23 protein-coding genes and 1 riboswitch are annotated in these 26966 nt (G+C 63.2%); of the genes, 14 read left to right on the top strand and 9 right to left on the bottom strand.

The window, feature by feature from the left end:
• Positions 1-2 precede the first annotated feature (2 nt).
• The 8 genes from nirB to AC0VX3_RS21120 all read left to right on the top strand — a co-directional run bounded on the left by nirB (position 3) and on the right by AC0VX3_RS21120 (position 10864).
• Positions 3-2456, top strand: coding sequence for a nitrite reductase large subunit NirB (gene nirB, locus AC0VX3_RS21155; protein ID WP_475522178.1), 2454 nt, complete (start codon positions 3-5; stop codon positions 2454-2456).
• On the top strand, positions 2453-2794 hold the full coding sequence (gene nirD / locus AC0VX3_RS21150; RefSeq protein WP_475522177.1) for a nitrite reductase small subunit NirD: 342 nt from the start codon (positions 2453-2455) through the stop codon (positions 2792-2794). Before nirB ends, nirD begins: the two co-directional genes overlap by 4 nt.
• Positions 2795-2824: 30 nt before the next feature.
• Entirely contained in the window at positions 2825-3670 is an 846-nt protein-coding gene (locus AC0VX3_RS21145; protein WP_475522176.1) for a formate/nitrite transporter family protein, read from the top strand.
• Between the two features lie 75 nt (positions 3671-3745).
• On the top strand, positions 3746-5491 hold the full coding sequence (locus AC0VX3_RS21140; RefSeq protein ID WP_475525220.1) for a bifunctional protein-serine/threonine kinase/phosphatase: 1746 nt from the start codon (positions 3746-3748) through the stop codon (positions 5489-5491).
• A 14-nt stretch (positions 5492-5505) separates the two neighbouring features.
• Complete coding sequence (gene cynS, locus AC0VX3_RS21135; protein WP_475522175.1) at positions 5506-5955, top strand: cyanase; 450 nt, start codon at positions 5506-5508, stop codon at positions 5953-5955.
• A 22-nt stretch (positions 5956-5977) separates the two neighbouring features.
• Positions 5978-8659 carry a nitrate reductase gene (locus AC0VX3_RS21130; RefSeq protein ID WP_475522174.1) on the top strand — a complete coding sequence of 894 codons (2682 nt, stop codon included), beginning with the start codon at positions 5978-5980 and terminating at the stop codon, positions 8657-8659.
• Positions 8634-10133 (top strand): siroheme synthase CysG, encoded by a 1500-nt coding sequence (cysG, locus tag AC0VX3_RS21125; RefSeq protein ID WP_475522173.1) that lies wholly within the window; start codon positions 8634-8636, stop codon positions 10131-10133. Before AC0VX3_RS21130 ends, cysG begins: the two co-directional genes overlap by 26 nt.
• Before the next feature lie 39 nt (positions 10134-10172).
• A riboswitch (FMN riboswitch) is annotated at positions 10173-10328 on the top strand.
• Positions 10329-10393: 65 nt separating this feature from the next.
• Positions 10394-10864, top strand: a complete 471-nt coding sequence (locus AC0VX3_RS21120) for a 6,7-dimethyl-8-ribityllumazine synthase (RefSeq protein ID WP_475522172.1) — start codon at positions 10394-10396, stop codon at positions 10862-10864.
• Positions 10865-10928: 64 nt separating this feature from the next.
• Here the strand turns inward: AC0VX3_RS21120 and AC0VX3_RS21115 are convergent, their stop codons facing one another.
• Positions 10929-11090 carry a dimethylsulfonioproprionate lyase family protein gene (locus tag AC0VX3_RS21115; RefSeq protein WP_475525219.1) on the bottom strand — a complete coding sequence of 54 codons (162 nt, stop codon included), beginning with the start codon at positions 11088-11090 and terminating at the stop codon, positions 10929-10931.
• A 173-nt stretch (positions 11091-11263) separates the two neighbouring features.
• A complete protein-coding gene (locus AC0VX3_RS21110) occupies positions 11264-12013 on the bottom strand; it encodes an SDR family NAD(P)-dependent oxidoreductase (RefSeq protein WP_475522171.1) in 750 nt (249 codons plus the stop codon).
• A gap of 188 nt (positions 12014-12201) precedes the next feature.
• Here AC0VX3_RS21110 and aptA point away from each other — a divergent pair, with 188 nt between their 5' ends.
• A complete protein-coding gene (aptA, locus tag AC0VX3_RS21105) occupies positions 12202-13518 on the top strand; it encodes an omega-aminotransferase AptA (protein WP_475522170.1) in 1317 nt (438 codons plus the stop codon).
• Positions 13519-13649: 131 nt separating this feature from the next.
• Here aptA and AC0VX3_RS21100 read toward each other — a convergent pair whose 3' ends face one another.
• Entirely contained in the window at positions 13650-15137 is a 1488-nt protein-coding gene (locus tag AC0VX3_RS21100; RefSeq protein WP_475522169.1) for an aminotransferase-like domain-containing protein, read from the bottom strand.
• Positions 15138-15414: 277 nt separating this feature from the next.
• Between AC0VX3_RS21100 and AC0VX3_RS21095 the strand changes: the two genes are divergently transcribed.
• The 5 genes from AC0VX3_RS21095 to AC0VX3_RS21075 all read left to right on the top strand — a co-directional run bounded on the left by AC0VX3_RS21095 (position 15415) and on the right by AC0VX3_RS21075 (position 21539).
• Positions 15415-16551 (top strand): extracellular solute-binding protein, encoded by a 1137-nt coding sequence (locus AC0VX3_RS21095; RefSeq protein ID WP_475522168.1) that lies wholly within the window; start codon positions 15415-15417, stop codon positions 16549-16551.
• A gap of 111 nt (positions 16552-16662) precedes the next feature.
• Positions 16663-17751, top strand: coding sequence for an ABC transporter ATP-binding protein (locus AC0VX3_RS21090; protein WP_475522167.1), 1089 nt, complete (start codon positions 16663-16665; stop codon positions 17749-17751).
• A 2-nt stretch (positions 17752-17753) separates the two neighbouring features.
• Entirely contained in the window at positions 17754-18677 is a 924-nt protein-coding gene (locus AC0VX3_RS21085; RefSeq protein ID WP_342894571.1) for an ABC transporter permease, read from the top strand.
• Positions 18674-19909: an ABC transporter permease gene (locus AC0VX3_RS21080; protein ID WP_475522166.1), complete on the top strand. Its 1236-nt coding sequence runs from the start codon at positions 18674-18676 to the stop codon at positions 19907-19909. The genes AC0VX3_RS21085 and AC0VX3_RS21080 overlap by 4 nt, the downstream gene beginning before the upstream one ends.
• Positions 19910-20165: 256 nt before the next feature.
• A complete protein-coding gene (locus AC0VX3_RS21075; RefSeq protein WP_475522165.1) occupies positions 20166-21539 on the top strand; it encodes a peptidoglycan-binding domain-containing protein in 1374 nt (457 codons plus the stop codon).
• A gap of 39 nt (positions 21540-21578) precedes the next feature.
• Here AC0VX3_RS21075 and AC0VX3_RS21070 read toward each other — a convergent pair whose 3' ends face one another.
• From AC0VX3_RS21070 to urtB, 6 genes are all read right to left on the bottom strand, one after another.
• Positions 21579-21953 carry an FmdB family zinc ribbon protein gene (locus AC0VX3_RS21070; RefSeq protein WP_475522164.1) on the bottom strand — a complete coding sequence of 125 codons (375 nt, stop codon included), beginning with the start codon at positions 21951-21953 and terminating at the stop codon, positions 21579-21581.
• A gap of 9 nt (positions 21954-21962) precedes the next feature.
• Positions 21963-23192 (bottom strand): formamidase, encoded by a 1230-nt coding sequence (fmdA, locus tag AC0VX3_RS21065; RefSeq protein ID WP_475522163.1) that lies wholly within the window; start codon positions 23190-23192, stop codon positions 21963-21965.
• Positions 23193-23255: 63 nt separating this feature from the next.
• Complete coding sequence (gene urtE / locus AC0VX3_RS21060) at positions 23256-23945, bottom strand: urea ABC transporter ATP-binding subunit UrtE (protein ID WP_342894576.1); 690 nt, start codon at positions 23943-23945, stop codon at positions 23256-23258.
• Between the two features lie 9 nt (positions 23946-23954).
• The gene (urtD, locus tag AC0VX3_RS21055) at positions 23955-24710 is read right to left on the bottom strand and encodes an urea ABC transporter ATP-binding protein UrtD (protein ID WP_475522162.1); all 756 of its coding nucleotides are present in this window, start codon (positions 24708-24710) and stop codon (positions 23955-23957) included.
• 9 nt (positions 24711-24719) lie between these two features.
• Positions 24720-25889: an urea ABC transporter permease subunit UrtC gene (urtC, locus tag AC0VX3_RS21050; protein WP_475522161.1), complete on the bottom strand. Its 1170-nt coding sequence runs from the start codon at positions 25887-25889 to the stop codon at positions 24720-24722.
• Between the two features lie 10 nt (positions 25890-25899).
• Positions 25900-26826 carry an urea ABC transporter permease subunit UrtB gene (gene urtB, locus AC0VX3_RS21045; RefSeq protein WP_342894579.1) on the bottom strand — a complete coding sequence of 309 codons (927 nt, stop codon included), beginning with the start codon at positions 26824-26826 and terminating at the stop codon, positions 25900-25902.
• Between the last annotated feature and the right edge of the window lie 140 nt (positions 26827-26966).

The following is a 26966-nucleotide window of genomic DNA, read 5'->3' as shown; positions in this document are numbered from 1 at the left end:
CCATGAACAAACAGAAACTCGTTATCGTCGGCAACGGCATGGCTCCCGGCCGGATGCTGGAAGACCTGTTCGAAAAGAACCCGGACGCCTTTGACGTCACCATTTTCAATGCAGAGCCGCGGGTGAACTACAACCGTCTCATGCTGTCTCCGGTGCTGTCCGGTGAGAAGTCCTACGAGGACATCATCACCCACGGGGACGACTGGTACCGCGAACACGGCGTGAAACTTCACAAGTCGGCCCGCGTGCAAGGCATCGACCGGGAAGCGAAAACCGTCACGTCGGAAACCGGTGTCACGGAGCCCTACGACAAGCTGGTCATTGCCACCGGATCGGATCCCTTCATCATCCCGCTGCCGGGAAAGGATCTCGACGGGGTCCTGACCTACCGGGATCTGGATGACGTCGACAGAATGCTGGAGGCGGCCAGGCGCGGTGGACGCGCGGTGGTCATCGGCGGCGGCCTGCTCGGCCTGGAAGCCGCCGCGGGCCTAAAGATGCAGGGCATGGACGTCACCGTGCTGCATCTGATGCCGACGCTGATGGAGCGCCAGCTCGATCCGGCCGCGGGTTTCCTGCTTGAGGAGGAGTTCCGGCGCCGGGGCATCGATGTGCGCACCAAGGCCAACAGCCATGAGATCGTCGATGACGGATCGGGCAGGGTCAAGGCCATCCGCCTGGACGACGGCTCGGAAATCGAGGCGAGCATCGTCGTGATGGCGGTCGGCATCCGCCCGTCCGCCGAACTGGCGAAATCCACCGGCCTGGACGTCAATCGCGGTGTCCTCGTCGGAGACGACATGCGCACCAGCGATCAGAACATCTTCGCGCTTGGCGAATGCGTCGAGCACCGGGGCATGTGTTACGGACTGGTCGCGCCGCTTTACGAGATGGCGCAGGTCATTGCCGAGAACCTGCTGGAAGGGACGTCGGAATACACCGGTTCCCTGACGGCGACCAAGCTGAAGGTCACCGGGGTCGATCTCTATTCGGCCGGGGACTTCGCCGAAGGTGACGACCGGGAGGAGATCGTCCTCAGGGATGCCGCCGCCGGGGTCTACAAGCGGCTGGTCCTGAAGGACAACAGGATCGTCGGCGCGGTTCTCTACGGCGAGACCACCGACGGACCCTGGTTCTTCGATCTTCTCAAGAAGGGAACCGATGTCTCCGAGATGCGCGAGACACTGATTTTCGGCCAGGCCTACCAGGGGGGAGCCCCCCTGGACCCTACGGCGGCCGTTGCAGCCTTGCCGGATGATGCGGAAATCTGCGGCTGCAACGGCATATGCAAGGGCAAGATCGTCACGGCGATCACCGAGAAGGGGCTGACAAACCTGGACGGCGTGAGGGCGCACACAAAAGCGTCCGCCTCCTGCGGCACCTGTACCGGACTTGTCGAGCAACTCCTGCAGGTCACCCTGGGCGACGCCTACAATCCGGCGGCGGTGACGCCGATGTGCGGTTGCACCCATCTGGGCCACAGCGATGTCCGCCGGCTGATCAAGTCCAAGGAACTCAAGACCATTCCGGCCGTCATGCAGGAACTGGAATGGACCTCTTCGGGGGGCTGCGCCAAATGCCGCCCGGCGCTGAACTACTATCTGGTGTCGGACTGGCCGGACGAATACGCCGACGACTACCAGTCCCGCTACATCAACGAACGCGTTCACGCCAACATCCAGAAGGACGGCACCTATTCCGTCGTGCCGCGCATGTGGGGCGGCATGACCTCGTCCAAGGAACTGCGTGCAATTGCCGATGTCGTCGACAAATACGAGATCCCGGCAGTGAAATGCACCGGTGGCCAGCGCATCGACATGCTCGGGATCAAGAAGGAAGACCTTCCCGGCGTTTGGGCTGACCTTGGCAAGGCGGGGTTCGTCTCCGGGCAGGCCTATGCCAAGGGGCTCAGAACGGTAAAAACCTGCGTCGGAACCGACTGGTGCCGCTTCGGAACCCAGGATTCGACCGGTCTTGGTATCAAGATCGAGAAGTTCATGTGGGGCTCCTGGACACCGGCGAAACTGAAGCTGGCGGTCTCCGGCTGTCCACGAAACTGCTCGGAAGCGACCTGCAAGGACATCGGCATCATCTGTGTCGACAGCGGTTACGAGATCCATTTCGCCGGAGCCGCCGGCCTCGACATCAAGGGTACCGAAGTCCTGGGTCAGGTCGGGACCGAGGAAGACGCGCTGGAGCACGTCGTCGCTCTTGCCCAGATGTACCGCGAGCAGGGTAACTACCTTGAGCGGATCTACAAGTGGGCCAAACGCATCGGCTACGACGAGATCCGCCGCCAGATCATGGACGATGCGGACAAGCGCAAGGCCTATTACGACAGTTTCGTCTTCTCCCAGAAATTCGCCCAGGTCGATCCGTGGTCGGAACGTGTGTCCGGCAAGGACAAACACGAATTCAACCCGATGGCCGTTCTGACCAAGGAGGCAGCCGAATGACCGCCGAAATCCGCAACTGGGTGCATATCGGCTCCCTGGAAGACATTCCCCGGCAAGGTGCGCGCTGCGTGAAGAACGGGGACATGACGGTCGCGATCTTCCGCACCGCCAAGGACAACGTCTTCGCGCTGGAAGACAAGTGCCCGCACAGAAACGGGCCGCTCAGTCAGGGGATCGTGCATGACGGCTGTGTGACCTGTCCGCTGCACAACTGGGCGATTTCTCTGGAAACCGGCGCCGCGCAAGGCGCCGACGAAGGCCGGACCACGGCCTTCCCGGTCCGGCTCGAAGACAGCCGGATCTTCATCGACCTTTCTTACTCCCATGAAGCTGTCTGACCGGACGGGCCATCCGCGAAAGGAACCTCAATGTCATATGTGATGCCGCAGGAATTCGCCTCGAAAATGATCGATGCGGGCGAATCCAAGATATTCATGTCCACCAAGGACACTTTGATCCGCTCCTACATGGCCGGCGCCATTCTGGCCCTCGCGGCCGCCTTCGCCGTCACCATCGCGGTCAACACCGGCAACTTCCTGGTCGCGTCAGTGCTGTTCCCGGTCGGCTTCTGCATGCTGTATCTGCTCGGCTTCGACCTGCTGACCGGCGTGTTCACGCTGGCCCCGCTCGCGGTCATCGCCAAGCGCCCGGGCTGCACCTGGGGCGGCGTCTTCCGCAACTGGGGCCTGGTTTTCTGCGGCAACTTCGCCGGAGCCATGACCACCGCAGTGTTCATGGCCATCATCTTCACCATGGGCTTCAGCCAGGAACCGAATGCGGTCGGGCAGAGGATCGGCCAGATCGGGGAAGCCCGGACCCTCGGTTACGCCTCCGCCGGCTGGGCGGGCCTTCTGACCGTGTTTGTCCGGGCCGTGATGTGCAACTGGATGGTGTCCACCGGCGTCGTGTCCGCGATGATGTCCAGTTCCGTCTCCGGCAAGATCATGGCCATGTGGATGCCGATCCTGGTGTTCTTCTATCTCGGTTTCGAACATTCCATCGTCAACATGTTCCTGTTCCCGTCCGGCATCATGCTCGGTGGTGATTTCACCTGGTTCGACTACTTCGCCTACAACGAAATTCCGGTCGTGGTCGGCAATCTGGTCGGCGGTCTGACCTTCGTGGGCGGAATGATCTACGCCACCCACTACAAGACCTCACCGAAACGCAATGCCGGCCTCGAGACGGCCCCGGCGGCAACTCCCGCCGAATAACAGGCCGATTGGCAGAACGGGACCCCGCCGCGCCGGCGGCGGGATCTCCCCTTCCGAAGGAAGTCCACCGTGCTGATGCAAGCCCCGCATGCAACCTTGAACGTCGAGACCGGCCAGTATTCGGCCGCCGGCGCAAAGCCTGACAATCAGGACTTTCACGGTCTGCTCGTGCCCGCGGGGCAGGCGCTGGTGCACAAGGGGATCGCGGTCGCGATCGCCGACGGTATTTCCTCCAGTCCTCTTGCGCGTGTCGCCGCGGAGACCGCCGTCAAGTCGTTCCTGACGGACTATTACTGCACGTCGGATGCCTGGTCGGTGAAGACCGCCGCAAGCCGCGTGATCCGCGCGACGAACTCCTGGCTGTTCAGCCAGACAAGACAGGCGCTCACCCCGGATCGCGGGCACGTCTGCACGTTCTCCGCGCTTGTCCTGAAGGGGCGCGAGGCGCATCTCTTCAATGCGGGTGACAGCCGGATCTGGCGCCTGTCCGGGCATGGCCTGGAGCAGTTGACGCAGGATCACACGGTTCAGGTTTCCTCGGGCGAGACTGTCCTTGGCCGGGCCCTGGGTCTGGCGGCAATGGTCGAATTCGACTATCGGGCGGAGAACCTGAAGACCGGCGACATCTTTGTGCTGACCACCGACGGCATCCATGAGGTCCTGTCGCCGGGAACCATCGCAGGCGCCATAACCGGCGCCATCACCGGAGCGTCCGCCCTGAACGCGGCGGCGGAGGCGATCGGCCGTCTCGCGCTGGAAGCCGGCAGCACGGACAATCTCACGGTCCAGATCGTACGGGTTGCCGGTCTGCCCGATGCGGACGCCGCCGGAATGCTCGCGGAGGAAGAAAACCTGCCCCCCGCCAGCCTGCCGCACGTGCCGGGATATTTCGAGGGCTTCCGCCTGCTGCGGTCTCTGCATGCGTCCAGCCGCAGCCACATTTACCTGGCGCGGGACGAGGCCCGCGGTGCGCTCGTGGCGCTGAAATTGCCGTCCATGGATCTGCGCGGCGACGAGGACTACCTTCGCCGCTTTGCTCTGGAGGAATGGATCGCCCGCCGGATGTCCTCGCCGCATGTGCTCAAGGCGGCGGAGCTGCCGCAGGACAGACAATCCCTGTTTGTCGCAACCGAGTATGTCGAGGGTCAGACCCTGCGGCAGTGGATGCTGGACAACCCGCATCCCGATCTGGAAACGGTGCGGGGTCTGCTTGAGCAGATCGCCAGGGGCTTGAGGGCCTTCCACCGCCAGGAAATGGTGCATCAGGACCTCAGGCCCGAGAACATCATGATCGACACAGCCGGTACCGTGAAGATCATCGATTTCGGCTCGGTCCGCATCGCCGGTGTCATGGAAGCCGCCCCCGCGCTGGACAGGGCCGAAATTCTCGGAACCCATCAGTACACGGCGCCGGAACTCTTTCTGGGCTATCTCGGCACCAGGCGGAGCGACCTCTTCTCGCTGGGTGTCATCGCTTATGAAATGCTCACCGGCAAGCTGCCCTTTGGCGCCGGCGTCACCCGGGCGAACAGCGAAAAAGCCCAGGCAAGGCTGCGGTATCGCAGCGCGGCCGCGCTCACCGGGAGGGTGCCGGACTGGGTCGACCATGCCTTGTGTCGTGCGGTCAGTCCCGCTCCGGGCAAGCGATACGAGGCAATGAGCGCCTTCCTGGAAGATCTGCGCCGTCCCAATCCCGCCTTCCGGTCGGAGGAATTCGTACCGTTGGCCGAACGCGATCCGGTGCGATTCTGGCAGATCGTGTCTGTCTTCCTCGCAGTATTGTGCGCCGCGCTTTTCATCCAGCTTTTCAGCAATCCATAGGAATAGGAGGTCCCATGTCCGCTCTGACCCGTGAAGACGTCACTGCAATGATCCTGTCGGCGAAACGCCAGGCAGGCCTCACCTGGGAAGGCATCGCAGCGAAAATCGGCATGTCGCCGGTCTGGACCCACTCCGCGGCCATGGGCATGAACGCGATGCCGCAGGACAAGGCCGGGGCGATCACCGAAGTGCTCGGACTGCCCCAGGAAGCAGCGCTTCTGCTCCAGGAAAGTCCGACCAAGATCTGGGAACAGGCCATTCCGACCGATCCATGCATCTACCGTCTTTACGAGATCGTCGGCGTTTACGGCCCGACCATCAAGGCGCTGATCCACGAAAAGTTTGGCGACGGGATCATGTCGGCGATTGATTTCGACATGTCGGTGACACGTGTCGAGAACCCGAAGGGCGACCGGGTGAAGGTCGAGATGTCCGGCAAGTATCTCGCCTACAACGCGTGGTAAGGCAGGCCCGGGGATGGAAGGCATGACAGAAAACAACACGACCACCCGGACCTGCTGTCCCTATTGCGGTGTCGGATGCGGCGTGATCGCCACCCGGCACGGCGACGGATCCGTGAGCGTTGCAGGTGACCCTGAGCATCCGGCCAACTACGGCCGGCTTTGCTCCAAGGGGTCTGCCCTTGGCGAAACGCTTTCTCTGGAAGACCGGCTTCTCCACCCGGAAATCGCAGGCAGGCGTGCGGGCTGGGACGAAGCGCTCGACCTGGTCGCGGACAAGTTCACCACCGCGATCCGGGACCATGGTCCCGACAGCGTCGCGTTCTACGTTTCCGGCCAGATCCTGACCGAGGACTATTACGTCGCCAACAAGCTGATGAAGGGCTTTATCGGCTCGGCCAATATCGACACGAACTCCAGACTGTGCATGGCGTCCTCCGTCGCAGGCCACCGCCGTGCCTTCGGCGCTGACACGGTGCCGGGCACTTACGAGGACCTGGAACTGGCGGATCTGGTGGTTCTGGTCGGGTCCAACCTTGCCTGGTGCCATCCGGTCCTGTTTCAGCGCCTCGAAACTGCCCGTGCGGCCAATCCGGCGATGCACATCGTGGTCATCGACCCGCGCGAAACGGCGACCTGCGCGCTTGCCGATCTCCATCTCGCCCTGGCGCCGGATACGGATGTTGCGCTCTTCAACGGACTGCTGGCCTTTCTGGCGGAAACGGACGCACTCGACCACACATATCTTGCAAACCACACCCGGGGACTGGACCTGGCGCTCGCAGCAGCCGGGCCATGTGACGTCAAGCGCATTGCCGCCGAGACCGGGCTCCCGCCGCAGGATGTCGCGCTTTTCTACACGATGGTCGCCCGGACCCCGAAAACGGTCACGGTCTACAGTCAGGGCGTGAACCAGTCGGTTGTGGGAACGGACAAGGTCAACGCGATCATCAATACCCATCTGGCCACCGGCCGGATCGGCAAACCGGGCATGGGGCCGTTCTCGGTCACGGGGCAACCCAATGCGATGGGCGGGCGCGAGGTCGGCGGGCTGGCCAACATGCTGGCCGCCCACATGGAAATCGACAATCCCGGCCACCGCACCCTTGTCCAGGACTTCTGGAACAGCCCGGACATGGCGGAAACGCCCGGACTGAAGGCCGTGGACCTCTTCAAGGCGGTGAAGGCCGGCCGGATCAAGGCCCTCTGGATCATGGCGACCAGCCCGGTGGACAGCCTTCCGGACGCGGATGATGTGGCCGCTGCGCTGAAAACCTGCCCCTTTGTAGCCGTTTCCGAGGTGACGCGTGCTGCGGACACGGTGCCGTTCGCGGATGTGCTCCTGCCGGCCGCCGCCTGGGGCGAGAAGGACGGCACGGTGACCAATTCCGAGCGGCGGATCTCACGGCAAAGACGGTTCATGGACCTGCCGGGAGACGCCCGCCCGGACTGGTGGCAGCTTGCGGATGTCGCCAGGCGCATGGGCTTCGCGGAGGCTTTTGCCTATCGGGGGCCGGCGCAGATCTTCCGCGAACACGCCGCGTTGTCCGCCGTCGGCAACGATGGCTGTCGTGACTTCGATCTCGGCGGCCTCGCGGACATCTCCGAAGACGACTATGACGCACAGCCGCCGGTTCAGTGGCCGCAGACGCAAAAGGGCGGCAGCGAGGAGACGCGGTTCTTCGCCTCCGGCGGCTTTTTCACGGCCGATCGCAAGGCCAATCTGGTGCCGGTTGAATTCAGGGCTCCCGAAAAGCACGGGCGGACCTATCCCTTCACCCTGAACACCGGCCGGATCCGAGACCAGTGGCACACAATGACCCGCACCGGCATGACCGCGCGGCTGGCCTCCCACATCGCCGAACCCTTTGCCGAAATTCACCCGGAGGATGCCGCGCCGCTGGGCATTTCCGCAGCCGATCTGGTCGAGGTCAAAAGCCCGTTCGGAAAGGTTACGCTCCGCGCGCAACTGACGGAACGGGTGCGGAAAGGCACGGTCTTCGTGCCGATGCACTGGACCGACCAGTTCGCCGCCTCCGCGCGCATCGACACGGTTGTGGCGCCCCGCACCGATCCGGTTTCGGGCCAGCCGGGCTCGAAATTCACACCGGTGTCCGTGAAAAGGTCGGCCATGACCTGGCACGGTTTCGCCATCCTGAGGCAAAGACCCCGGGACATCCCGGCCGACTATTGGGCGATTGCCAGGGTGGAGGGTGGTTACCGTCTGGAACTGGCGGGCAGCGGCGCGCCTGATTTCGAGGACCTGGCCACACGTCTTGCCGGCGATACCGGAGAAGCGCTCCGGTTTCACGATGCGGCGAGCGGCCAACTTCGTGTGGCCGTCTGGCAGGAGAACACACTGCAGGCGCTCATCTATCTCGGCGCGGAACCGGTTGCCGTCTCGCGCGGCTGGGCCTGTGGCCTGCTGGCGGAAGCCGCTGGTCAGCCGGGCCTGCGCCACCGGGTGCTGGCTGGACGCGCACCATCCGACAGGCCCGACCCCGGCGCGATCGTCTGTTCGTGCTTCCAGGTCGGCGCCAACCAGATCGCGGACGCCGTCCAGGCGGGGGCGGACAGTGTCCAGGCGGTCGGGAGCTGTCTGAAGGCCGGCACCAATTGCGGCTCCTGCCGTTCGGAAATCCGCATGCTGATCGATACACTCAACCAGGAGGTGGCCGAAGATGCCGACATCGCGAAAGCCGGTTGAGGTCGGCGCGCGCCGCCGCGCGGCTCCCATCGAGACCCTTGCCAGTCTGCCGCTCTTCTTTCCATTGCAAGGGCGAAGGATCGTCGTCGCGGGAGGAACGGATGCGGCCTGCTGGAAGGCGGAGCTGCTTGCCGCGAGCGGGGCGCAGGTTCATGTCTACGCCGAAAACCCGACCCCTGCCTTCCAGGACCTGATCGCGTCGGCAACGGACGGGCGGCATTACACCCATCATGCCCGACCCTGGAGCGCGGACTGTCTTCAGGGAGCGGCCCTGGCGGTGGCGGACGCGGCAAGCGATGGCGAGGCGAGGGCGTTTCACTGCGCGGCCGGGGCGGCCGGCGTTCCCGTCAACGTCATCGACAATCCGCCCTATTGCCAGTTTCAGTTCGGCTCCATCGTCAACCGGTCGCCCGTGGTGATCGGCATTTCGACAAGCGGTGTCGCGCCCATTCTCGGGCAGGCCATCCGCCGCCGCATCGAAACGCTTCTGCCGGCGAGCCTGCAGGACTGGGCGAAGCTCGCGGGCAGGATCCGTCAACGGGTCATGACCAACCTTTCCGCAGGTCTTGAGCGGCGCCGGTTCTGGGAAAGCTTCACCGACCTGGCCTTTTCCGGCGAAGCGGCGCCGGAGGAAGACCGGGCCAGGGACCTGCTCCCGCGGATCGAGGCCGGTTCCGGCTCGGCGGGGGGACGGGTGACGCTCGTCGGCGCCGGCCCCGGGGATGCGGAATATCTGACATTGAAGGCCGTCAGGGCCTTGCAGGGCGCCGATGTGATCCTGTTCGACGATCTTGTCGACGACGCGGTCCTGGAACTGGCCCGCAGGGAGGCCAAACGCATGCTCGTCGGCAAGCGTGGCGGCCGGGAAAGCTGCCGGCAGGAAGACATCAACGACCTGATGGTTTCGCTTGCGCGCCGGGGCAAGAATGTTGTCAGGCTCAAGTCCGGCGATCCGATGATCTTCGGCCGCGCGGGCGAGGAGCTGGAAAGGCTTCGCCAGGAAGGCATCCCGGCTTCGGTCGTCCCCGGCATCACTGCGGCCTCGGCCATGGCGGCCGCACTCGGCATTTCGCTCACCCACCGGGATCACGCCCAGAGCGTGCGCTTTGTCACGGGCCACTCCAGAAACGGAGATTTGCCGGACACGGTCGACTGGAAGGGCCTGACGGACCCGGCGACGACAACCGTCTTCTACATGGCCGGCCGCATGGCCGCGCGCATCAGTGAGCGGCTGATCCGGGAAGGCCGCCATCCGGACACTCCCGTGCGTGCCATGACCAACATATCGCGATCCGATGCGGCGTCCTGGGCCGGGCCCCTGGCGGGTCTGGGCGAGGGCGTGGACGGACTGCGAACGGCGGGCCCTGTTCTCATCGCCGTTGGGGAGGTGTTGGCGGAACGGTCCATGGCGGCCGCCGAGGGGGCGTGTGATTCGGGAACGTCCGATGACCAGCCGGCCACTGCGTTCGGGTGACGCCGCCGTTGACATTTCGGGACCATGCGACTAGCTGCAATGTGTTCTCAGGGCGGGGTGAAAGTCCCCACCGGCGGTGATAGCCCGCGAGCGCCATTCCTTAAAATGGATCGGAAGATCCGGCTTTTGGATGGGTCAGCAGATCCGGTGAAATTCCGGGGCCGACGGTCATAGTCCGGATGGAAGAGAATTGGACAGTTTGGTTTCGGCCGAGGATTGTTCTGCTCTGGGATCTTGTCAGGTAAAAAGGATCCGGAACTGTGACAAAATCCCCCAGATTTGCATTTATCAAGGCCGGTTGGCATGCGGATATCGTCGATCAGGCTCTTGCCGGTTTCAAGGAGCGTCTCGCGGAACTCGGCGCCGACGCCGATGTGGCCGTGTTCGATGTGCCCGGCGCCTTCGAAATGCCGTTGCTCGCGCAGAAACTTGCCGAGACCGGAACATATGACGCGATCGCGGCGTGTGCTCTCGTGGTCGACGGCGGCATCTACCGGCATGATTTCGTGGCCCAGACGGTGGTCGAGGGGCTGATGAACGCCGGTTTGAAAACCGGTGTGCCGATCCTGTCGGTGTCCCTGACCCCGCATCACTTCCAGCCGTCGGAGGACCATCAGGATTTCTATCACGCGCATTTTCTGAAGAAGGGCCGGGAGGCGGCGGATGCTGCTGTTCAGGTGGCCGGCGTCCATGCGGCCTTGCCGCGGATACCCACACGCGCCGTCGCCTGACCGGCTGCCGTTGCTGTTCCGCGGCGTGCGTCCGACTGCCGTCGCCAGCAAGGGGATCTGACTTTCAGCCGGCGCTCACATCGCGGTCGAGCAGAAACCACAAGGCCAGCAGCGGGTCCGCACGTGATTGCATGGTGTGCCGGATCCGCGGCGGATTGTGAAACGTCCCACCGGCGCCCGGTTCCACCCAGTCGTCCTCGCCGTGACGGAACGCACCGTCCGACAGCGCGAGGTCGATTTCCTCCGGCGGACATCCGGGCAGGATCGCTCAAGGCCCCGCCGAGCACGCCAACGGCAGCGTCCAGAAACGATTGCAGAGCGGGAGGACGGGTCATGTGTCGGGCCTTGTCATGGTTCCCTGCCACTCCACCATTTGCATCCCCGTGCCGCAATGGCGGATCAGCGCTCGCGGGCGATTTGCCAGCCGGCCCAGGACTGGCTGACCGGCATGATTTCCAGGGAGTTGATGTTGAGATGGGAAGGCTGGGTGGCGATCCAGTGGACGGTGTTTGCAATGTCTTCTGGCTGGATCGCGTTGGCGCCTTCGTAAAGCGCATCGTAGCTTTCCGTGTTGCCGCCGGTACGCACCAGCGTGAATTCGCTTTCGCACAAGCCCGGTTCGATCGAGGTCACCCGGACGCCCTTGCCATGAAGGTCCGAGCGCAATCCGAGTGAAAACTGGCGCAGAAAGGCCTTGGTGCCGGCATAGACATTGCCGCCCGGATAGGGCCAGTTGGCGGCGATGGAGGAAATGTTGACGATCATGCCCTTGCGCTCGATGAGCCTGGGCAGCAGCAGATCGGTGATCGTGACCAGGCCGGTGATATTGGTATCGATCATGGTCTTCCAGTCGGACAGCTTCGTGTCCGGAGCCGACGCGGTGCCTAGGGCAAGTCCGGCATTGTTCACCAGAACGTCGATGTCCTGAAACGCTTCCGGCAGGCCGGCAAGAGCATTTCTGGTTGCCGCCTCGTCCATGATGTCGAAAACCACCGGGCAAAAGGCGCCGCCAAGCTCTTCCCCCAGCTTTTCCAGCCGGTCCGCCCGCCGGCCGGTGCCCACGACCTTCCAGCCGTTTTTGGCAAACAGACGGGCCGTTGCCTGGCCGAAACCCGATGTGGTTCCGGTGATGAGGATTGTGCCGGTCATGGGCCTGCCTTTCTGAGTTTGCCTTCAGCGTTCGTAATGACCGGACCATACGAACATGGCGCGCCGGCACAATGGCCAATCGGGACACCGGCGTCCCTGGCCCTTACGAATGCGAGCGCTGGCTCTAAGGACGCGTCACGTCTGGTCCTAGGAGTGATCGGACCGTTTCGATCTTGAGGACCCGCACCATGACCCATATGCCGATCAACATGGACCATCACTGGATGCCGTTCACCAACAACCGGCTGTTCCACGAAGAGCCGCAAATGTTCGAACGGGCGGAGGGCGTGCGCTACTGGACACCGGACGGCCGGGAAGTGCTGGACGGGTCATCGGGCCTGTTCACCTGCGCGGCCGGTCACGGACGCAGGGAAATCGCCGAAGCGGTCTACAAACAGCTTCAGGAACTGGATTACACGCCGCATTTTCAGCGCGCCGCCCCGGTCTCCTTCAAGCTGGCGGAAGCCCTGAGCGAGATCCTGCCCGAAGGGCTTGACCGGATCTTCTTCGCCTCTTCCGGCTCCGAGGCGGTCGACAGCGCCATCAAGATCTGCCTTGCCTACCACAAGGCCAGGGGCGAGCCCCAGCGCACACGTTTCGTCTCGCGGTCCTGGGCCTATCACGGCGTCAACCTCGGCGGCACGTCGCTGGCGGGGATGGTCGGCAACCGGCGCGACTTTTCCGGTGTGACCTGCGACGTGGTTCACATGCGTCACACCTGGAATGAGGACCAGCGGTTCACGAGGGGCCAGCCGGAAGACGGCGCTTATCTGGCCGATGACCTTGAAGAGATCTGCAAGACCTATGGGGGCGAGACCATCGCGGCGGTCTTCGTCGAACCCATCGCCGGGTCCATCGGCACCATCGTGCCGCCCATAGGCTATCTGCAGCGCCTGCGGGAAATTGCCGACAAATACGGCATTCTCCTGGTGTTCGACGAGGTCATCACCGGGTTCGGCCGCACGGGTTCAGCCTTTGCCGCCCAGGAATTCGGCGTGACGCCAGATGTCATGACCATGGCGAAGGCTCTGACCAACGGCGCCATCCCGATGAGCGCCGTTGCCGTGAAAACCGAAATCCAGGAGGCCGTGATCGAGTCCATCACCGCCGACCGGCCGGAACTGATGCACGGCTACACCTATTCCGCCCACCCGGTTGCCTGCGCAGCAGCGCTGGCAACCCTCGGCATCTACAAGTCCGAAGGCCTGTTCGAACGGGCCGCCAGCCTGTCGGCGACCTTTCTCGACAGCGTCTTCAGCCTGCGCAACCTTCCCCACGTCTCCGATCTGCGCGGCTACGGCATGATGGCCGGCATCCAGCTCACGCCGGGCGAAGCGCCCGGGGCCAAGGGATCCATCGTCCAGCGGCGGCTGTTCGACGAGGGCCTGCACGTCAAGGCGACCGGCGACGCCCTGATCTTCGCCCCCGCCCTGACGACGCAGGAAGAGGACCTGTCGAAGATGGTCGACATGCTTCAGAACGTTCTGGGCAGGGCGGAGCTGTAGCCACGCCCGCCGCCGTTGCCACCAATGCCGTCCCGGCCCTGAGCCGGGACCTCTTCGCCCACCGCGTAGGCTGTACCGTGTGATGAGGTCCCGGATCTTCGCTGCGCTGCGTCCGGGACGGCACTGGGATGTTACCGCCGCGTGCAGCTTGCCAGCAGCTCGCCGAGCAGGCGGATGCCCGGTTCCATCTTTTCCTCGGCGATGGCGCCGAAGCCGAGACGGATGCGGTTGCGGGGCTTTTCCGGTGAAAGATAGTGGATGTCGCCGGCTTCGATCAGGATGCCGTGTTCGGCGGCCAATGCCTGCAGGTCCATGGCGCGGGTTTCTTCGGGAAGCCTGATCCAGACGCCGGAGCCGCCTGTGGTGACGGTTGCCTCGCAGGCGGGCAGATGTGTTTCGATCAGCCTGAAGATCTTCTTCCACTTCTGCGACAGGATTTTCCTCTGACGGCGGATGTGGGAATCGTAGTGGCCCTCGGAGAGAAAGATCGCCATCGCGCGCTGGTCGAGCGCGGAGGGGTGCCGGTACATCAGCCGCCGCAAGGCCCTGAGTTCCCTGACAATGCGCCGGTCCGCCGCGATGAAACCCAGACGCAGGCCGGGAAACAGCGCCTTCGAAAGGCTGGCGACATGAATGACCCGGCCGGTCCGGTCGAAACTGCGCAGGGACGGTTTCTGGGCGCCGACGAAATTTAGCTCATGCTCATAGTCGTCTTCCAGGATGATGAAGTCCTGGGTTTCCGCCTGGGCCAGCAACCTCAGACGCCGCTCCATGGACATGGTGACATTGGTCGGCGACTGGTGCCCCGGCGTGACATAGACCAGCCGCGCGCCTGCCAGCTCGTCGCCGACACGCATGCCGTTGGAGTCCACCCGGTGGGACCTGATGCGCGCGCCGAGCGCCTGGAATATGTTGCGGGCATCCACATAGCCAGGTTCCTCGATATCCACCCGGACGCCGGGACGGCAGAACAGATGGGCCGCCATGAACAGCGCGTTCTGCGCTCCGACCGTGATCAGGATCTCGTCGGGATCCGCCCGGAACCCGCGCTGCGGCAGCATCCGCCGGATGATCTGGTCGACCAGCATCGGATCGTCCCGGTCGACCAGGTCGCCGATCCAGGTGGGGGCGTGCTGGGCGGTTCCGGCCAGACGGATGCAATCGCGCCAGCGCGCGACGGAGGTCTTGTCGGGCGCGAGCTGGCCAAAGATGAAGGGATACTCGAAGGACTGCCAGTCGGCCGGTTTGAGAATGTTCTCCTGGTCCGAGTAGCGGCAGACGAAAAGCGCGTCCGGGTCGAAGGGATGCTCGGATCGGGGAAGGATTTCCTTGGCATGATCGTCGACGCGGATGTTCAGTTGTTCGCGCACGTGACGCTCGTTGATGAAGTAACCGCGCCGGCTGACCGACTTCAGATAGCCGTCTTCCACCAGCCGCTCATAGACGATGGCGACCGTATTGCGCGACACGTTGATCTGCCTTGAAAACACGCGCGTTGCCGGCAGTGGCTCATGCAGGGGCCAGATGCCGTCGAGGATCGCCTCGATCAGCCGTTCCTGGATCTGGTGCTGCAGGCGCCGGTTCGGATCGAAAGGTGTGTCGAAATAGCTTGTAAGCATCTGAATTTCCGCAATGCCGAAAGGGGTGCCGCCGGGACCCACCGGAAGTCGCGGCGACAGTTTTGGCCTTGATTGCGCACCTGGCAAACCCCCTGGCATGCCCTGGCACCATAGTTTGCATCCTCTGGCTCTAAGGCGGGATGTTGCACCGCAATAGTCTTCGGGTCAACGCGGCGCAGGATCGTCATGGGCAATGCGACCCATACGAAAAAAGCGGCCTGCTCCGCGCCAGAGCGATGAACAGTTTTGCAAGACCAGCAGGCAAGGGGATGTCACAATGAATTTCAAAAAGGGTCCACGCACCACGCGGCGTGATTTCCTGAAGAGCGCGGCCGCGGCCGGCGCGGGGCTGTCCATGCCCGCGATCGTCAGTTCCAGCGTGCTGGCCTCGTCCGGCGAAATCAACATCATGATGTGGTCGGACTATCTGCCGGAGAGCTTCGTCAGCGGCTTCACCGACAAGACCGGGATCAAGATCAACTTCACCGGCATCGGCTCCAACGAGGAAATCATCAACAAGCTGAAGGCCACAAGCGGCGAAGGCTTCGACATCGTCTCCCCGACCGTGAACCGCAATCTGCTCTGGGCGGAGCTTGGCCTGCTGCAGCCGTTCGACATGTCCAAGGTCGACATCGACAAGGTCAACCCTTCCATGGCACTCGGTGAGACCCACTGGAATTTCGACGGCAAGGGCGTTTTCTGGCTGCCGCATATCTGGGGCACGGAAGGCATCGCGTGGCGCACCGACGCCTTCGTGCCGGCGGGTGAATTCCCGAGCTACTACGACGTCTGGGACGAGGCCAACGCGGGCAAGACCATGGGCCGTGGCCACTCCATGCTGCTGGGCCTGGGCCTCGGTCTGGAAGGACGCGGCGAACTCGATGCCGGGTCCATGTGGGCAGCCTATGAAAGCCCGGAAAAGATGGACGAGGTCTGGACAAAGGTCGTCGACGCCGCCATCGCCAAGAAGCCGAACATCAAGCTGATCTGGAACGATGCCGACACCCAGAAGAACGGTCTTCTGAACGAAGGCGTCGTCGTCGGTCAGACCTGGGACGGTCCGCCGCTGGCGCTCAAGACGGCGGGTGAACCGGTCATGTACCGGGCGCCGAAAGAAGGGGCCATGGCCTGGGTCGACGGTCTGGCCATGCCGACCGGCGCCAAGAACATCGAGCAGATCTACGCCTTCATCGAGGCGGCCTATGACGCCAAGCTGGCTGGCGAGGCGATCGCGACCCACGGCTACAATTCGCCTGTGGTCGGCGCTGCGGAGTTCGGCGGTGAAATCTACGCCAAGAACTTCGCCGATGCCTATCCGGGAGAAGCGCTGGGCAATCTGAACGCCTGGCCCGCCGAGGCGCCCTGGTACTCGGAAAAGCGGACCGAATACACCAACAAGTTCCTGTCCGCCTGACACATCCGGACGAACGGCTACCTGATGCCGGACGCAGTTCCGTCCGGCATCGGGGCGCCCGTTTTGTCCGTTCCGTTCAGCCGTCTTTCCGAGAGCGTCCCCGACAGCGTCATGGCCACAAAAGATATTGTACTGGATCACGTTTCCATACGCTTCGGCGCCTATACGGCGGTCGACAACGCCCATCTCGTGATCAAGGGCGGGGAGTTCTTCTCCTTTCTCGGCCCGTCGGGATGCGGCAAGACAACCTTGCTGCGCTGCATTTCGGGCTTCAGCGATCCGACCGAAGGCCGGGTCCTGATCGGCGGCCAGGACATGAAGGGCATCGGCCCCAACAAGCGCCCGACGGCGCTGATTTTCCAGAACCTGGCGCTGTTTCCGCTGATGAGCGTTGCCGACAACATCGCCTTCCCGCTGGAAGTGCGCGGTATCGGCCGCAAGGACCGCCGCAAGCGGGCCGAAGAGCTTCTGGAGATGATTGCGCTGCCCGGTGTCGGCGACAAGAAAGTCCACGAGTTGTCCGGTGGGCAGCGTCAGCGCGTCGCGATTGCCCGCGCCCTGGCAGTGGAACCCGACATTCTTCTGCTCGACGAACCCCTGTCCGCCCTCGACCTGAAACTGCGGCATCACATGCGTACGGAACTGCGCACCATCCAGCAGCAGGTCGGGCTGACCTTCATCTACATCACACATGACCAGGGCGAAGCCCTGACCATGTCCGACCGGGTCGCGGTGATGAATGCCGGGGTCATCGAACAGGTCGATCCGCCGGAGACGATCTACAACCGCCCCAAGACCGCATTCGTGGCCTCCTTCGTGGGCGAATCCAACGCGATCCAAGGCAAGGTGGCGTCCCAGGCGGACGCGCTTGTATCGGTCGAAACGCCGCTCGGGCGCCTGCAGGGACGCGCCGCCGGCGGGCGCCAGTACAAGGCCGGCGACGACTGCATCCTGTTCATCCGGCCGGAGCAACTGAGCGTCGGCGACGGCCTGTCGAATTCCGTGACCGCCAACTGGGTCAAGGAAGAGTTCGAGGGCAACGCACGGCAGATGTTCCTGGAGGCGAACGGTGTTCCGCTGCGCCTGTCCCGGGTCAATCTCGGCGGCACAGCCGGATCGATTTCGGGAGCGGCGGTGCCGATCGGTTTCGAACCCGACCAGGCCATCGTGCTGCCGCATGGCGATCTGGCGGGGGCATAGGGATGCGGGCCCTGCAGACCGCCATGAAGGAAATCGCCGGCAAGCACGGTCTTGGTGCGGCCGCCTTTGTCGGTGTCGCCGTCCTGATCTGGGTGATCTTCCTGATCGTCCTGCCCCAGATCGCGATGCTCGATTATTCGTTCCGGTTCAACCTGCCCGCCGCGGATGTCGGCGGGCCACAGGATGTCTATACGCTGGAGAACTACGCCTATTTCTTCCAGGGCAATGACGGCACGGTGAACACGCTCGATATCGGCATTCTGGTCAGGACGCTGGTCGCGGCGGTGTTCGTCACCTGCATCGACATCCTCTTGTGCTATCCGATCGCATTCATCCTGGCCCATTCGGCCACCGGTGTCGCGGCACGAATGATGGTGATCGGCCTGATCGTGCCCTTCTGGGTCAACGAGATCCTGCGCGCCTTCGCCTTCCGCGTGCTGTTCGGCGCCACCGGCCTGATCAACGGCGTCGGCATGTCGATGGGCCTTTGGGACCAGCCAGTCGACTTCATCCGGGCGGATGTGGCGCTCTATTCCGGGCTGACCTATGCCTACATCCTGCTGATGGTGTTTCCGATCTTCAACGCCGTGGAAGCGCTGGACCGGAACCAGATCGAAGCGGCGCGTGACATGGGCGCGAGCTGGTGGCGGGTACATTGGCGGGTGGTGCTGCCGGTGGCCAAGCCGGGCATCGCCTCCGGCGCGACCATGGTCTTCATGCTGACGGCGGGCGCTCTGGCCGCACCGCAGATCCTGGGCGGGCCGTCCAGCCTGTGGTTCACCCAGCTCATCTACCAGTGGTTCAACGAGAGCGCCAACTGGCAGCGCGGGTCGGCCTATGCGGTCATCCTGCTCATCGTCTGCATCTCCTTCGTGATGATGCTGATGCGGGTGTTCAAGGTATCCATCGGGGAGATCGGCCGATGAACCGGGGTGCGGGCGGCGGCGGCGTCGCGGCAGGGTTCTCCCTGCTTTTCTTCTCTTTCCTGTTCGGTCCGCTGATCATCATGGTGATCACGGCGTTCAACTCCTCGTCTTTCCCGAGGATCACCCCGTGGGAGTGTTTCACCACGGAATGGTTCGGTGTCCTGTTCGCCAACGACCGGCTCATGAGCGGGCTGCTGAACAGCCTGGTGATCGCCGTCAGCGTCGTGGCCATTGCGGTGCCGATCGGTCTTGCCGGCGCGCTGGCCCTGTCGGAGCTCAGCTCCCGGCTGCGGGCGGTGCTCTATACGGTGCTGATCACGCCGATCCTGATACCCGGCGTGGTTCTGGGAATTTCGACCATCGTCTTCTGGGGCGCGCTCGGGCGCAGTGTCGGGGCGGAATACGGGTCGTTCTTTTTCAGCGGCATGTTCCTGACCCTGGCCGGACAGGTCACCTTCGTATCCGCCTATGCCATGCTGGTGTTCCTGGCACGGCTGCAGAGGTTCGATCCGATCCTGACCGAGGCCGCGCTCGATCTCGGCGCCACGCCCGGCCAGGCCTTCCGCAAGATCCTCCTGCCGTTCCTCGGCCCGGCCATCGGCTCGGCGGCCTTTCTGACGTTCCTGGCATCGTTCGAGAACTACAACACCACCGTGTTCACGATCCTGTCCGGCAACACGTTCACCACGGCGCTGGCCTCCAAGGTCCGGCACGGCACCGATCCTTCGCTGTCGGCGCTGGCGGTGATCATCATCGGGATCACGCTCATCGGCGCCATCGTCCATGAGGCCCACACGCGCCGCAAGGAAATGCTGCGTTCCGGGGTCGCCACACGCTCGCGCATCTATGGCAATCCGGTTCTGAAGACCCTGGTCCATCCGTTGACGGTCTTTCTGATCCTTGCAGGCCTTGCGGGCCTGGCCACCTGGCAGGGCACCCGGCAGGACGCGTCCGTCTGCAAGCAGCAGATCCTTGATGACAAGCGCGCGCGCCAGCACGAGCTTCTGGAACAGCAGCGCCTGAAAATGCAGGAACGGCAAAAGACCTCCGCACCGGTATCCGCGCCCGCCGACGCGCCGGCCAGGTCCAGCCCGTCTCCGTTCGGCGGCGCCTTCAGCCCCAATGGCCTGAAACCGGGACAGGACGCGCCGGCTGCCGCCGATACACCGGCAAAGGCCAATCCCTCCCCGTTCGGTGGAGCGTTCAACCCGAACGGTCTGAAGCCGGACTAGCGCCTGCGGGGTTCGGACCGGTTTCTGCCAGATCGGTGCGGGCAGTCCCGCGCCGCTGAGCACATTTGCAAAAAAAACAGCCATCGCGACCGGCCAAGAGGAAAGCTGTGTCGTGGATCACGGTACGCGGGTTCATCCGGTGCTAGTTCGATGGACATCCGGGGGGACATGTTCGGGATTGAGGAGGATGGCACGTTTCGGCGTGACGCAAATTCAGCCTCCACGGTCCCGTGAGCCAGCGAACCGAGGCGGGATGATGTCGAATTTACCCAGAGTCAGTATAGCCCGGTCGGTCGGCTATCGCGGCCAGAACAATATTGCAGACGTCCGAACCGTTCAGGAACGGCTCAATCTTCTGTTGGATCCGTCCCGCACGCCCCTGGTGGAGGACGGCTTTCACGGTCCCCTGACCAAGGGACTTATAGGCGATTTCCAGAGCAAGGTTCTGGGTTTCATGAGCCCCGATCAGCGCGTCGACCCGGTTGGCCCGACCCTGTCGGCGCTCAACGATGCGGCCTCGGCGGCAAAATGGAAGGGTGCGCCTGTCACTCCAAAACCGGTGCAGCCGAAGGACAATCCGAAACCGGACAAACCCATTGATCCGAGTGGCATGCCAAAGATCCCCGTCTTCGGCCCGACAGACGGAAACCTGGGTTTCGACAGTTTTCCCGCGCCGTCGCAGGTGCTGGGTCCGTTACAGGTGAAATTCCCTCCGGAACGTGACGGCGCCTGGATCATGGTGCCGGAAGGGAGTGAACGCTCGCTCCGGATCGGAATCGATCCCGACAGTCCGGTCCGGATAGCGGGAAAGGGCGTCGACGAGGATGGCTATGCACGCGCTTTCAGCAACGAACGGCTGATCCGTGCGGTCATCAAGGGCCAGTGTCTGGTGATCAAGGGACTGAACTCCTGCAAGGACTGCATGCTTGATCTGTTTCAGAACGGCAAACACCTGAGGGTCTATGTGTCCGTGAAACCGCGCAGGATCGTTCCTATCTTTGCCTTTTACGTACAGCACGGACCAGGCCTGAAATCACGCGTCTCGAGCGGTGAACTGCGGACCGTGTTGAAAATCGCGAACAGCGAAATCCTGATCCCTCAGTGCAACGTGGAACTTCGGCTGCTCGGCGACGAATTGCTGTCGCACAAGGAGATCGGCCGCCATCTCGGTTTTGTCGTCCGGGAGGATGTGTTCAAGGAGAAAAAGGACGAATTCAAATACCTCAAGCCCTTTGCGAAGGATCGTATGTTTCCGCAACCTGCAGGGGCGGAGCATGTCATGACCGTGAACGTGTTCATCGTGCGGGAAATTGTCAGTGCCCAGAAAAAGGGCGAACGGCCGATGAAGGTGAACGGCCTGATGAGTTACACCACCGGAATGTGCCTGCTCGATGACCGGTCCTACGGCAAGACGACCCACATCAAGTCGATTGCACGCACGCTTTCCCACGAAATCGGCCATCTTCTGATACAGCAGCTTTACATCCACAACGCCGACATGGTGCAGCCTAACGCGCATAATCCCTACGACGATGCGCTGATGTTTTCGGGAGGCCTGGGAAACAAGTTGTACCGGGTCGAGGTGGAAGCCATGAACCCGACGTCCTTCCGGCCGCCGTCCTGGTATTAGTAACCCTGAAATTTGCAGGACAGGCGGCTGGAAGCTGTTTCAGTGGCTGATCATCCACGGCCGTTTCGACGGGAAGGTCTTGCTGCCGTCGGCCTTGTAGACCGCACTGGAACGGAAATTTCCCTTGCTGCCGGAGCAGCAGGAACATCCGGACGGATGGCGCTTGCGGGCTTCCTTCGCCCGGTCCTCCCGTCCGGATTTCGTCGAGAACGCCGGGTTGTGGCGGGCGGTCTCGTTGCGCTCGTGTGCCGAGCGCTGCTCCGTTGACAGGCCCGGCATGTTCGGCGCCCGCAGGAGGGCCCTTGGGGCCTCCTGCCTGCACGCCGGACAGGCGATCGGATCGGCATGCGCGGACATCGGTCGCTGGGCGGTGATGGGTCCGCAGGATGCGCAAAGATAGTCGTAGACCGGCATGGGCGCTCCTTAAAGATCCGGTGCCAGCGGCACGTCGATGGATCCGTCGAGATGTTTCATCGGCCCGTCCGATCCCGGCATCATGTCGAATTCGAAGATGTCGGTCGGCAGCCAGAGGGTCGCGCAGGCATTGGGGATATCGACCACGCCGGAGATATGTCCCTGCACCGGGGCGGTGCCGAGAATGGCGTAGGCCTGGGCGCCGGTATAGCCGAATTTCTTCATGTACTCGATGGCGTTGAGACAGGCCATGCGGTAGGCGATATGGACATCCAGGTAATGCTGGGTGCCGGCCTCGTCGACCGAAATGCCCTCGAAGATCAGGTAGTCGTCGTATTTCGGCGTGATCGGCGAGGGTTTGAAGATCGGGTTCTTGACACCGTATTTGGCGATCCCGTCCTTGATCAGGGTCACGCGGATGTGCAGCCATCCGGCCATCTCGATTGCGCCGCAGAAAGTGATCTCGCCATCGCCCTGGCTGAAGTGGAGATCGCCCATGGAAAGGCCGGCGCCGTCGACATAGACCGGGAAATAGATCTTCGAGCCGCGGGACAGATCCTTGATGTCGCAATTGCCGCCGTGTTCGCGCGGCGGCACGGTGCGGGCGCCTTCCGCGGCCGCCTTGTCCCTGGCCTCGCCCTTCAACTGGCCCATATGTGCCGACTGGGTGTTGGGCAGGGCGGCCAGCGCCGGCACCCGGTCCGGGTCCATGTCGAAAAGGGACGTCTCGCGCTCGTTCCAGGTGTCGAGCATCTTGCGGTCCGGCAGGCAGCCGATCAGGCCCGGATGGATCAGCCCGGCATAGTTGACGCCCGGCACGTGGCGCGAGCGGGTGAACATGCCCTCGAAGTCCCAGATCGACTTCTGCGCCTGCGGGAAATGCTCGGTCAGGAAGCCGCCGCCATTCTGTTTGGAGAAGAAGCCGTTGAAACCCCACAGCATTTCTTCCTTGGCACCGATGTCGAGAATGTCGACCACCAGAAGATCGCCCGGCTCGGCGCCCTTGACGCCGATCGGGCCGGACAGGTAGTGCACCTGTTCCAGTTCCACGTCTCGCACGTCGGCGGCGTCGTCGTCATTCTTGATCTGGCCGCCGGTCCAGTCGTAGGTCTCGACCTTGAAATCGTCGCCCGGCTCCACCCAGACCGCCATCGGAATGTCGGGATGCCAGCGATTGTGGATCTTCTCGTTGGTATGCGGAGACTCGCTCAAGTCTACCGAGATCAGCGTATCAGCCATTGGGTTTCTCCTCTTGAAAATGCGCCGTTTTCCCGGGCGCGGTTGAGCTTTGAAAGATCCGGATCAGACAGACAGGAAAGCGGAGACCTTCGCCTCGTCGACATTGGCGCGGGGTTCATCGTGAACGAGCCGCCCGTTTTCCAGGACGAGCACCCGGTCGGCAACGTCGAGAGCGAAGGACAGCACCTGTTCCGAGACGATGATGGAAAGCCCGCGTTCATCGCGGATGCGTTTCAGGACACGCGCCATCTCGCGGATGATCGAGGGCTGGATGCCCTCCGTCGGTTCGTCCAGAAGCAGCACCTTGGGATTGGTCGCAAGGGCGCGGGCGATGGCGAGCTGCTGCTGCTGCCCGCCGGACAGATTGCCGCCGCGCCGGCCTTTCATGTCGAGCAGCACAGGGAACAATTCGTAGATGTCGCCTGGAACCTTGCTCTTGCCGCCGATGATCAGGCCCGTCTCGATGTTCTCCTGCACCGTCATGGTCGGAAAGATCATCCGCCCCTGGGGCACATAGGCGATGCCCTTGGCAACCCGCTCGAAGCTCTTCATGTCGGTGATGTCGATGCCGTCGACGGCCGCCGCGCCGTCCTTTGTCGGTACGATCCCCATGAGGGATTTCATGAGCGTGGTCTTGCCCATGCCGTTGCGGCCCATGATGGCGATGATCTCGCCCGGTGCGACCGTGAAATCCAGCCCGTGAAGGACTTCGCTCTGGCCGTAGGCCACGTGGTAGTGCGCTACATTCAGCATGTTTGCCCCCTAATGTCCCAGATAGACGTCGATGACCCCGGGATCGGCCTGAACCTTTGCCATGGAGCCCTCGGACAGGATCTTGCCCTGGTGCAGGACGGTGACGCGGTGGGCGATGTCCTCGACGAACTTCATGTCGTGCTCGACCACCATCACCGAGCGGCCCTTGGTGATCTCGTTGAGGAGTTTCGCCGTCTGCTTGCGTTCAGAAACGCTCATGCCGGCAACCGGTTCGTCCAGCATCAGGAGTTCCGGGTCCTGGATCAGCAGCATGCCGATCTCCAGCCATTGTTTCTGGCCGTGGCTGAGCAGGGCCGCCTGCATGCCCAGCAGCGTGTCGAGAAACACCATTTCGGCGATCTCGCGCACCCGCCCGATCACTTCCGTGTCGCGCTGGAAGGTGAGGGCACCCCAGACATTGCGTCCGCGCGGGAAGGACAGTTCCAGGTTTTCGAAGACCGTCAGGTCCTCGTAGATGGACGGGTTCTGGAACTTGCGGCCGACCCCCTCGCGCACGATCTCGTGCTCGCGCATGTCGGTCAGTTCCTTGTTGCGGAACTTGATCGAGCCGTCGGTCGCCTTTGTCCTGCCGCAGATGAGATCGAGCACGGTGGTCTTGCCGGCGCCGTTGGGGCCGATGATGACGTGGATCTCGTTCTCGTCGACATAGAGGTTCAGGTCGTTGACCGCCTTGAAGCCGTCGAAGGACACCGTCAGGTTCTCGATGGCGAGCAGGAAGTCCGTGTTGTTGTTGATCGTGTTCATGTCGGTCTCCTATTCGGCGGGTTTGGCGGCCGGTTCCGGCTCGAACGCGGCTGGCTCGAGAGGAGCCGCTCCGCTGGAACCTCCCTCCGGTGGCTTGCGGAAGATCCAGCGGTCTACATGCGGCGCCAGGTAGCTGCGATAGAGACCGGACAGACCGTTGGGGAACACCAGCACCACGGCGATGAACAGCGCGCCGAGGCCGAACAGCCACAGTTCCGGGAAGGTTTCGGAGAAGGTCGTCTTGGCCCAGTTGACCAGCAGGGTTCCGTAGACGGCCCCGAAGATCGACAGGCGTCCGCCGACCGCGCAGAAGATCACCATTTCGATGGACGGCACGATGCCGACGAAGGAGGGCGACATGAAGCCGACCTGCAGCGTGAACATCGCCCCGCCGATGGCCGACAGCACGGCGGCGAAGCAGAAGACGAAGATCTTGAAGTTGGCCACGTCGTAGCCGGAGAAGCGGACCCGGTCCTCCTTGTCGCGCAGGGCGACCAACAGCCGGCCGAGCTTGCTCTTCAGCACGAACTGGCACAGCACCAGGACACCGAGCAGCAGCGCGCCGTTGAGAAAGTAGAGGATGTACTTGGCTTCGTCGGTGCGGATGTCCCAGCCTTTCAGGGTCCTCAGGTCCGTGATGCCGTTGACGCCGCCGGTGTAGCCCTGCTGGCCGATGATCAGGATCGTCAGGATGGCGGCAATCGCCTGGGTGATGATGGCGAAATAGACGCCGCCCACCCGGCGCTTGAACATCGCGGCGCCGATGATGAAGGCGAACAGCGCCGGGACCACCAGGATCGCGGCCAATGTGAACGTCAGGCTGTTGAAGGGGACCCAGAACCAGGGCAGCTCGGTGATCTGGTTCCAGTCCATGAAGTCGGGAATGCCGGGTGTCGACTGGATGGCGGTTGCCTCCGGCGTGGAGGATTCCAGCTTCAGGTACATGGCCATGCAATAGCCGCCGAGCCCGAAGAAGACCCCCTGGCCGAGGCTGAGGATACCGCCCTTGCCCCAGCACAGCACCAGGCCGATGGCGACGAAGGCATAGGTCAGGTATTTGCCGAACAGGTTGAGCCGGAAAATGTCCATGGACAACGGCATGACGACGAACAGCACCGCGGCCAGGAGGGCAAGGGCGAGGATGTCCTGCCGCGCCATGAAGGATTTCAGGTTGGTCATGGGAACCTCCTCAACGACGGATCTTGGCGGAGAAAAGACCTTCCGGGCGCAGCATCAGGATGCCGACCACGGTCAGGAGCGTGAGGACCTTGGCCATCGAGCCGGACAGGAAGAACTCCATGGTCGACTGGGCCTGGCTGATGGCGAAGGAAGAGGCGATGGTGCCGAGCAGGCTTGCCGCGCCGCCGAAGACGACGATCAGGAAGGTGTCGACGATATAGAGCTGGCCTGCGGTCGGTCCGGTGGAGCCGATCATGGTGAAGGCACTGCCGGCCACGCCGGCGATGCCGCAGCCGAGCGCGAAGGTCATGCGGTCGACCTTCTCGGTGTTGATGCCGACGGCGCCGGCCATCACACGGTTCTGGACCACGGCCCGGGTCTGCATGCCCATGCGCGAGCGGAACATCACGAAGTAGACGGCGATCGCGATCACCAGCGTCAGCACCATGACGAAGATGCCGTTGATCGGAATTTCGATGATGTCGGTGAGCGGCACGGAGCCGAGCAGCCAGTCGGGCAGGGTGACACCGACCTCGCGTGCGCCGAAGATCGACCGGTAGGCCTGCTGAAGGATGAGGCTGAGGCCCCAGGTGGCCAGCAGCGTGTCGAGCGGCCTTCGGTAGAGGTGCCTGATCAGCGACCATTCCACCAGCGCTCCGAGCGCTCCTGCGGCAAAGAAGGCCAGGATCATGGCAAAGAAGAAATAGACGCCGAACAGGGCGGGAATGAAGGTCTCGACGAAGTTGGAGCACAGGTAGGTGACATAGGCACCGAGGATCATGAATTCGCCGTGCGCCATGTTGATGACGCCCATCTGGCCGAAAATGATTGCCAGTCCCAGGGCCATCAGGACGAACACGGAAAACAGGATCAGCCCGGCAAAGCCCTGCATGGCGAAAATGGACCCGAGTTCTGTCCATGTGTAGTCGGCGAACATTGCGCGCGTCTCCATGCTGCGGGGCCGGCCTTCAGAACCATGCGCCCCTCTATCGGGAAGAATTTGTGGAACGGTGTCGGAGGGGGGGCGCCGCGCAGGCTGCGCGCGCGGCGCCCCGGGTGTAACCCGCGCCGCTAGGG

The organism is Roseibium sp. QJM3NY_11, assembly GCF_056173175.1.
The sequence above is the reverse complement of the archived record's forward strand: the minus strand, read 5'-3'. Positions and strand labels throughout refer to the sequence as shown.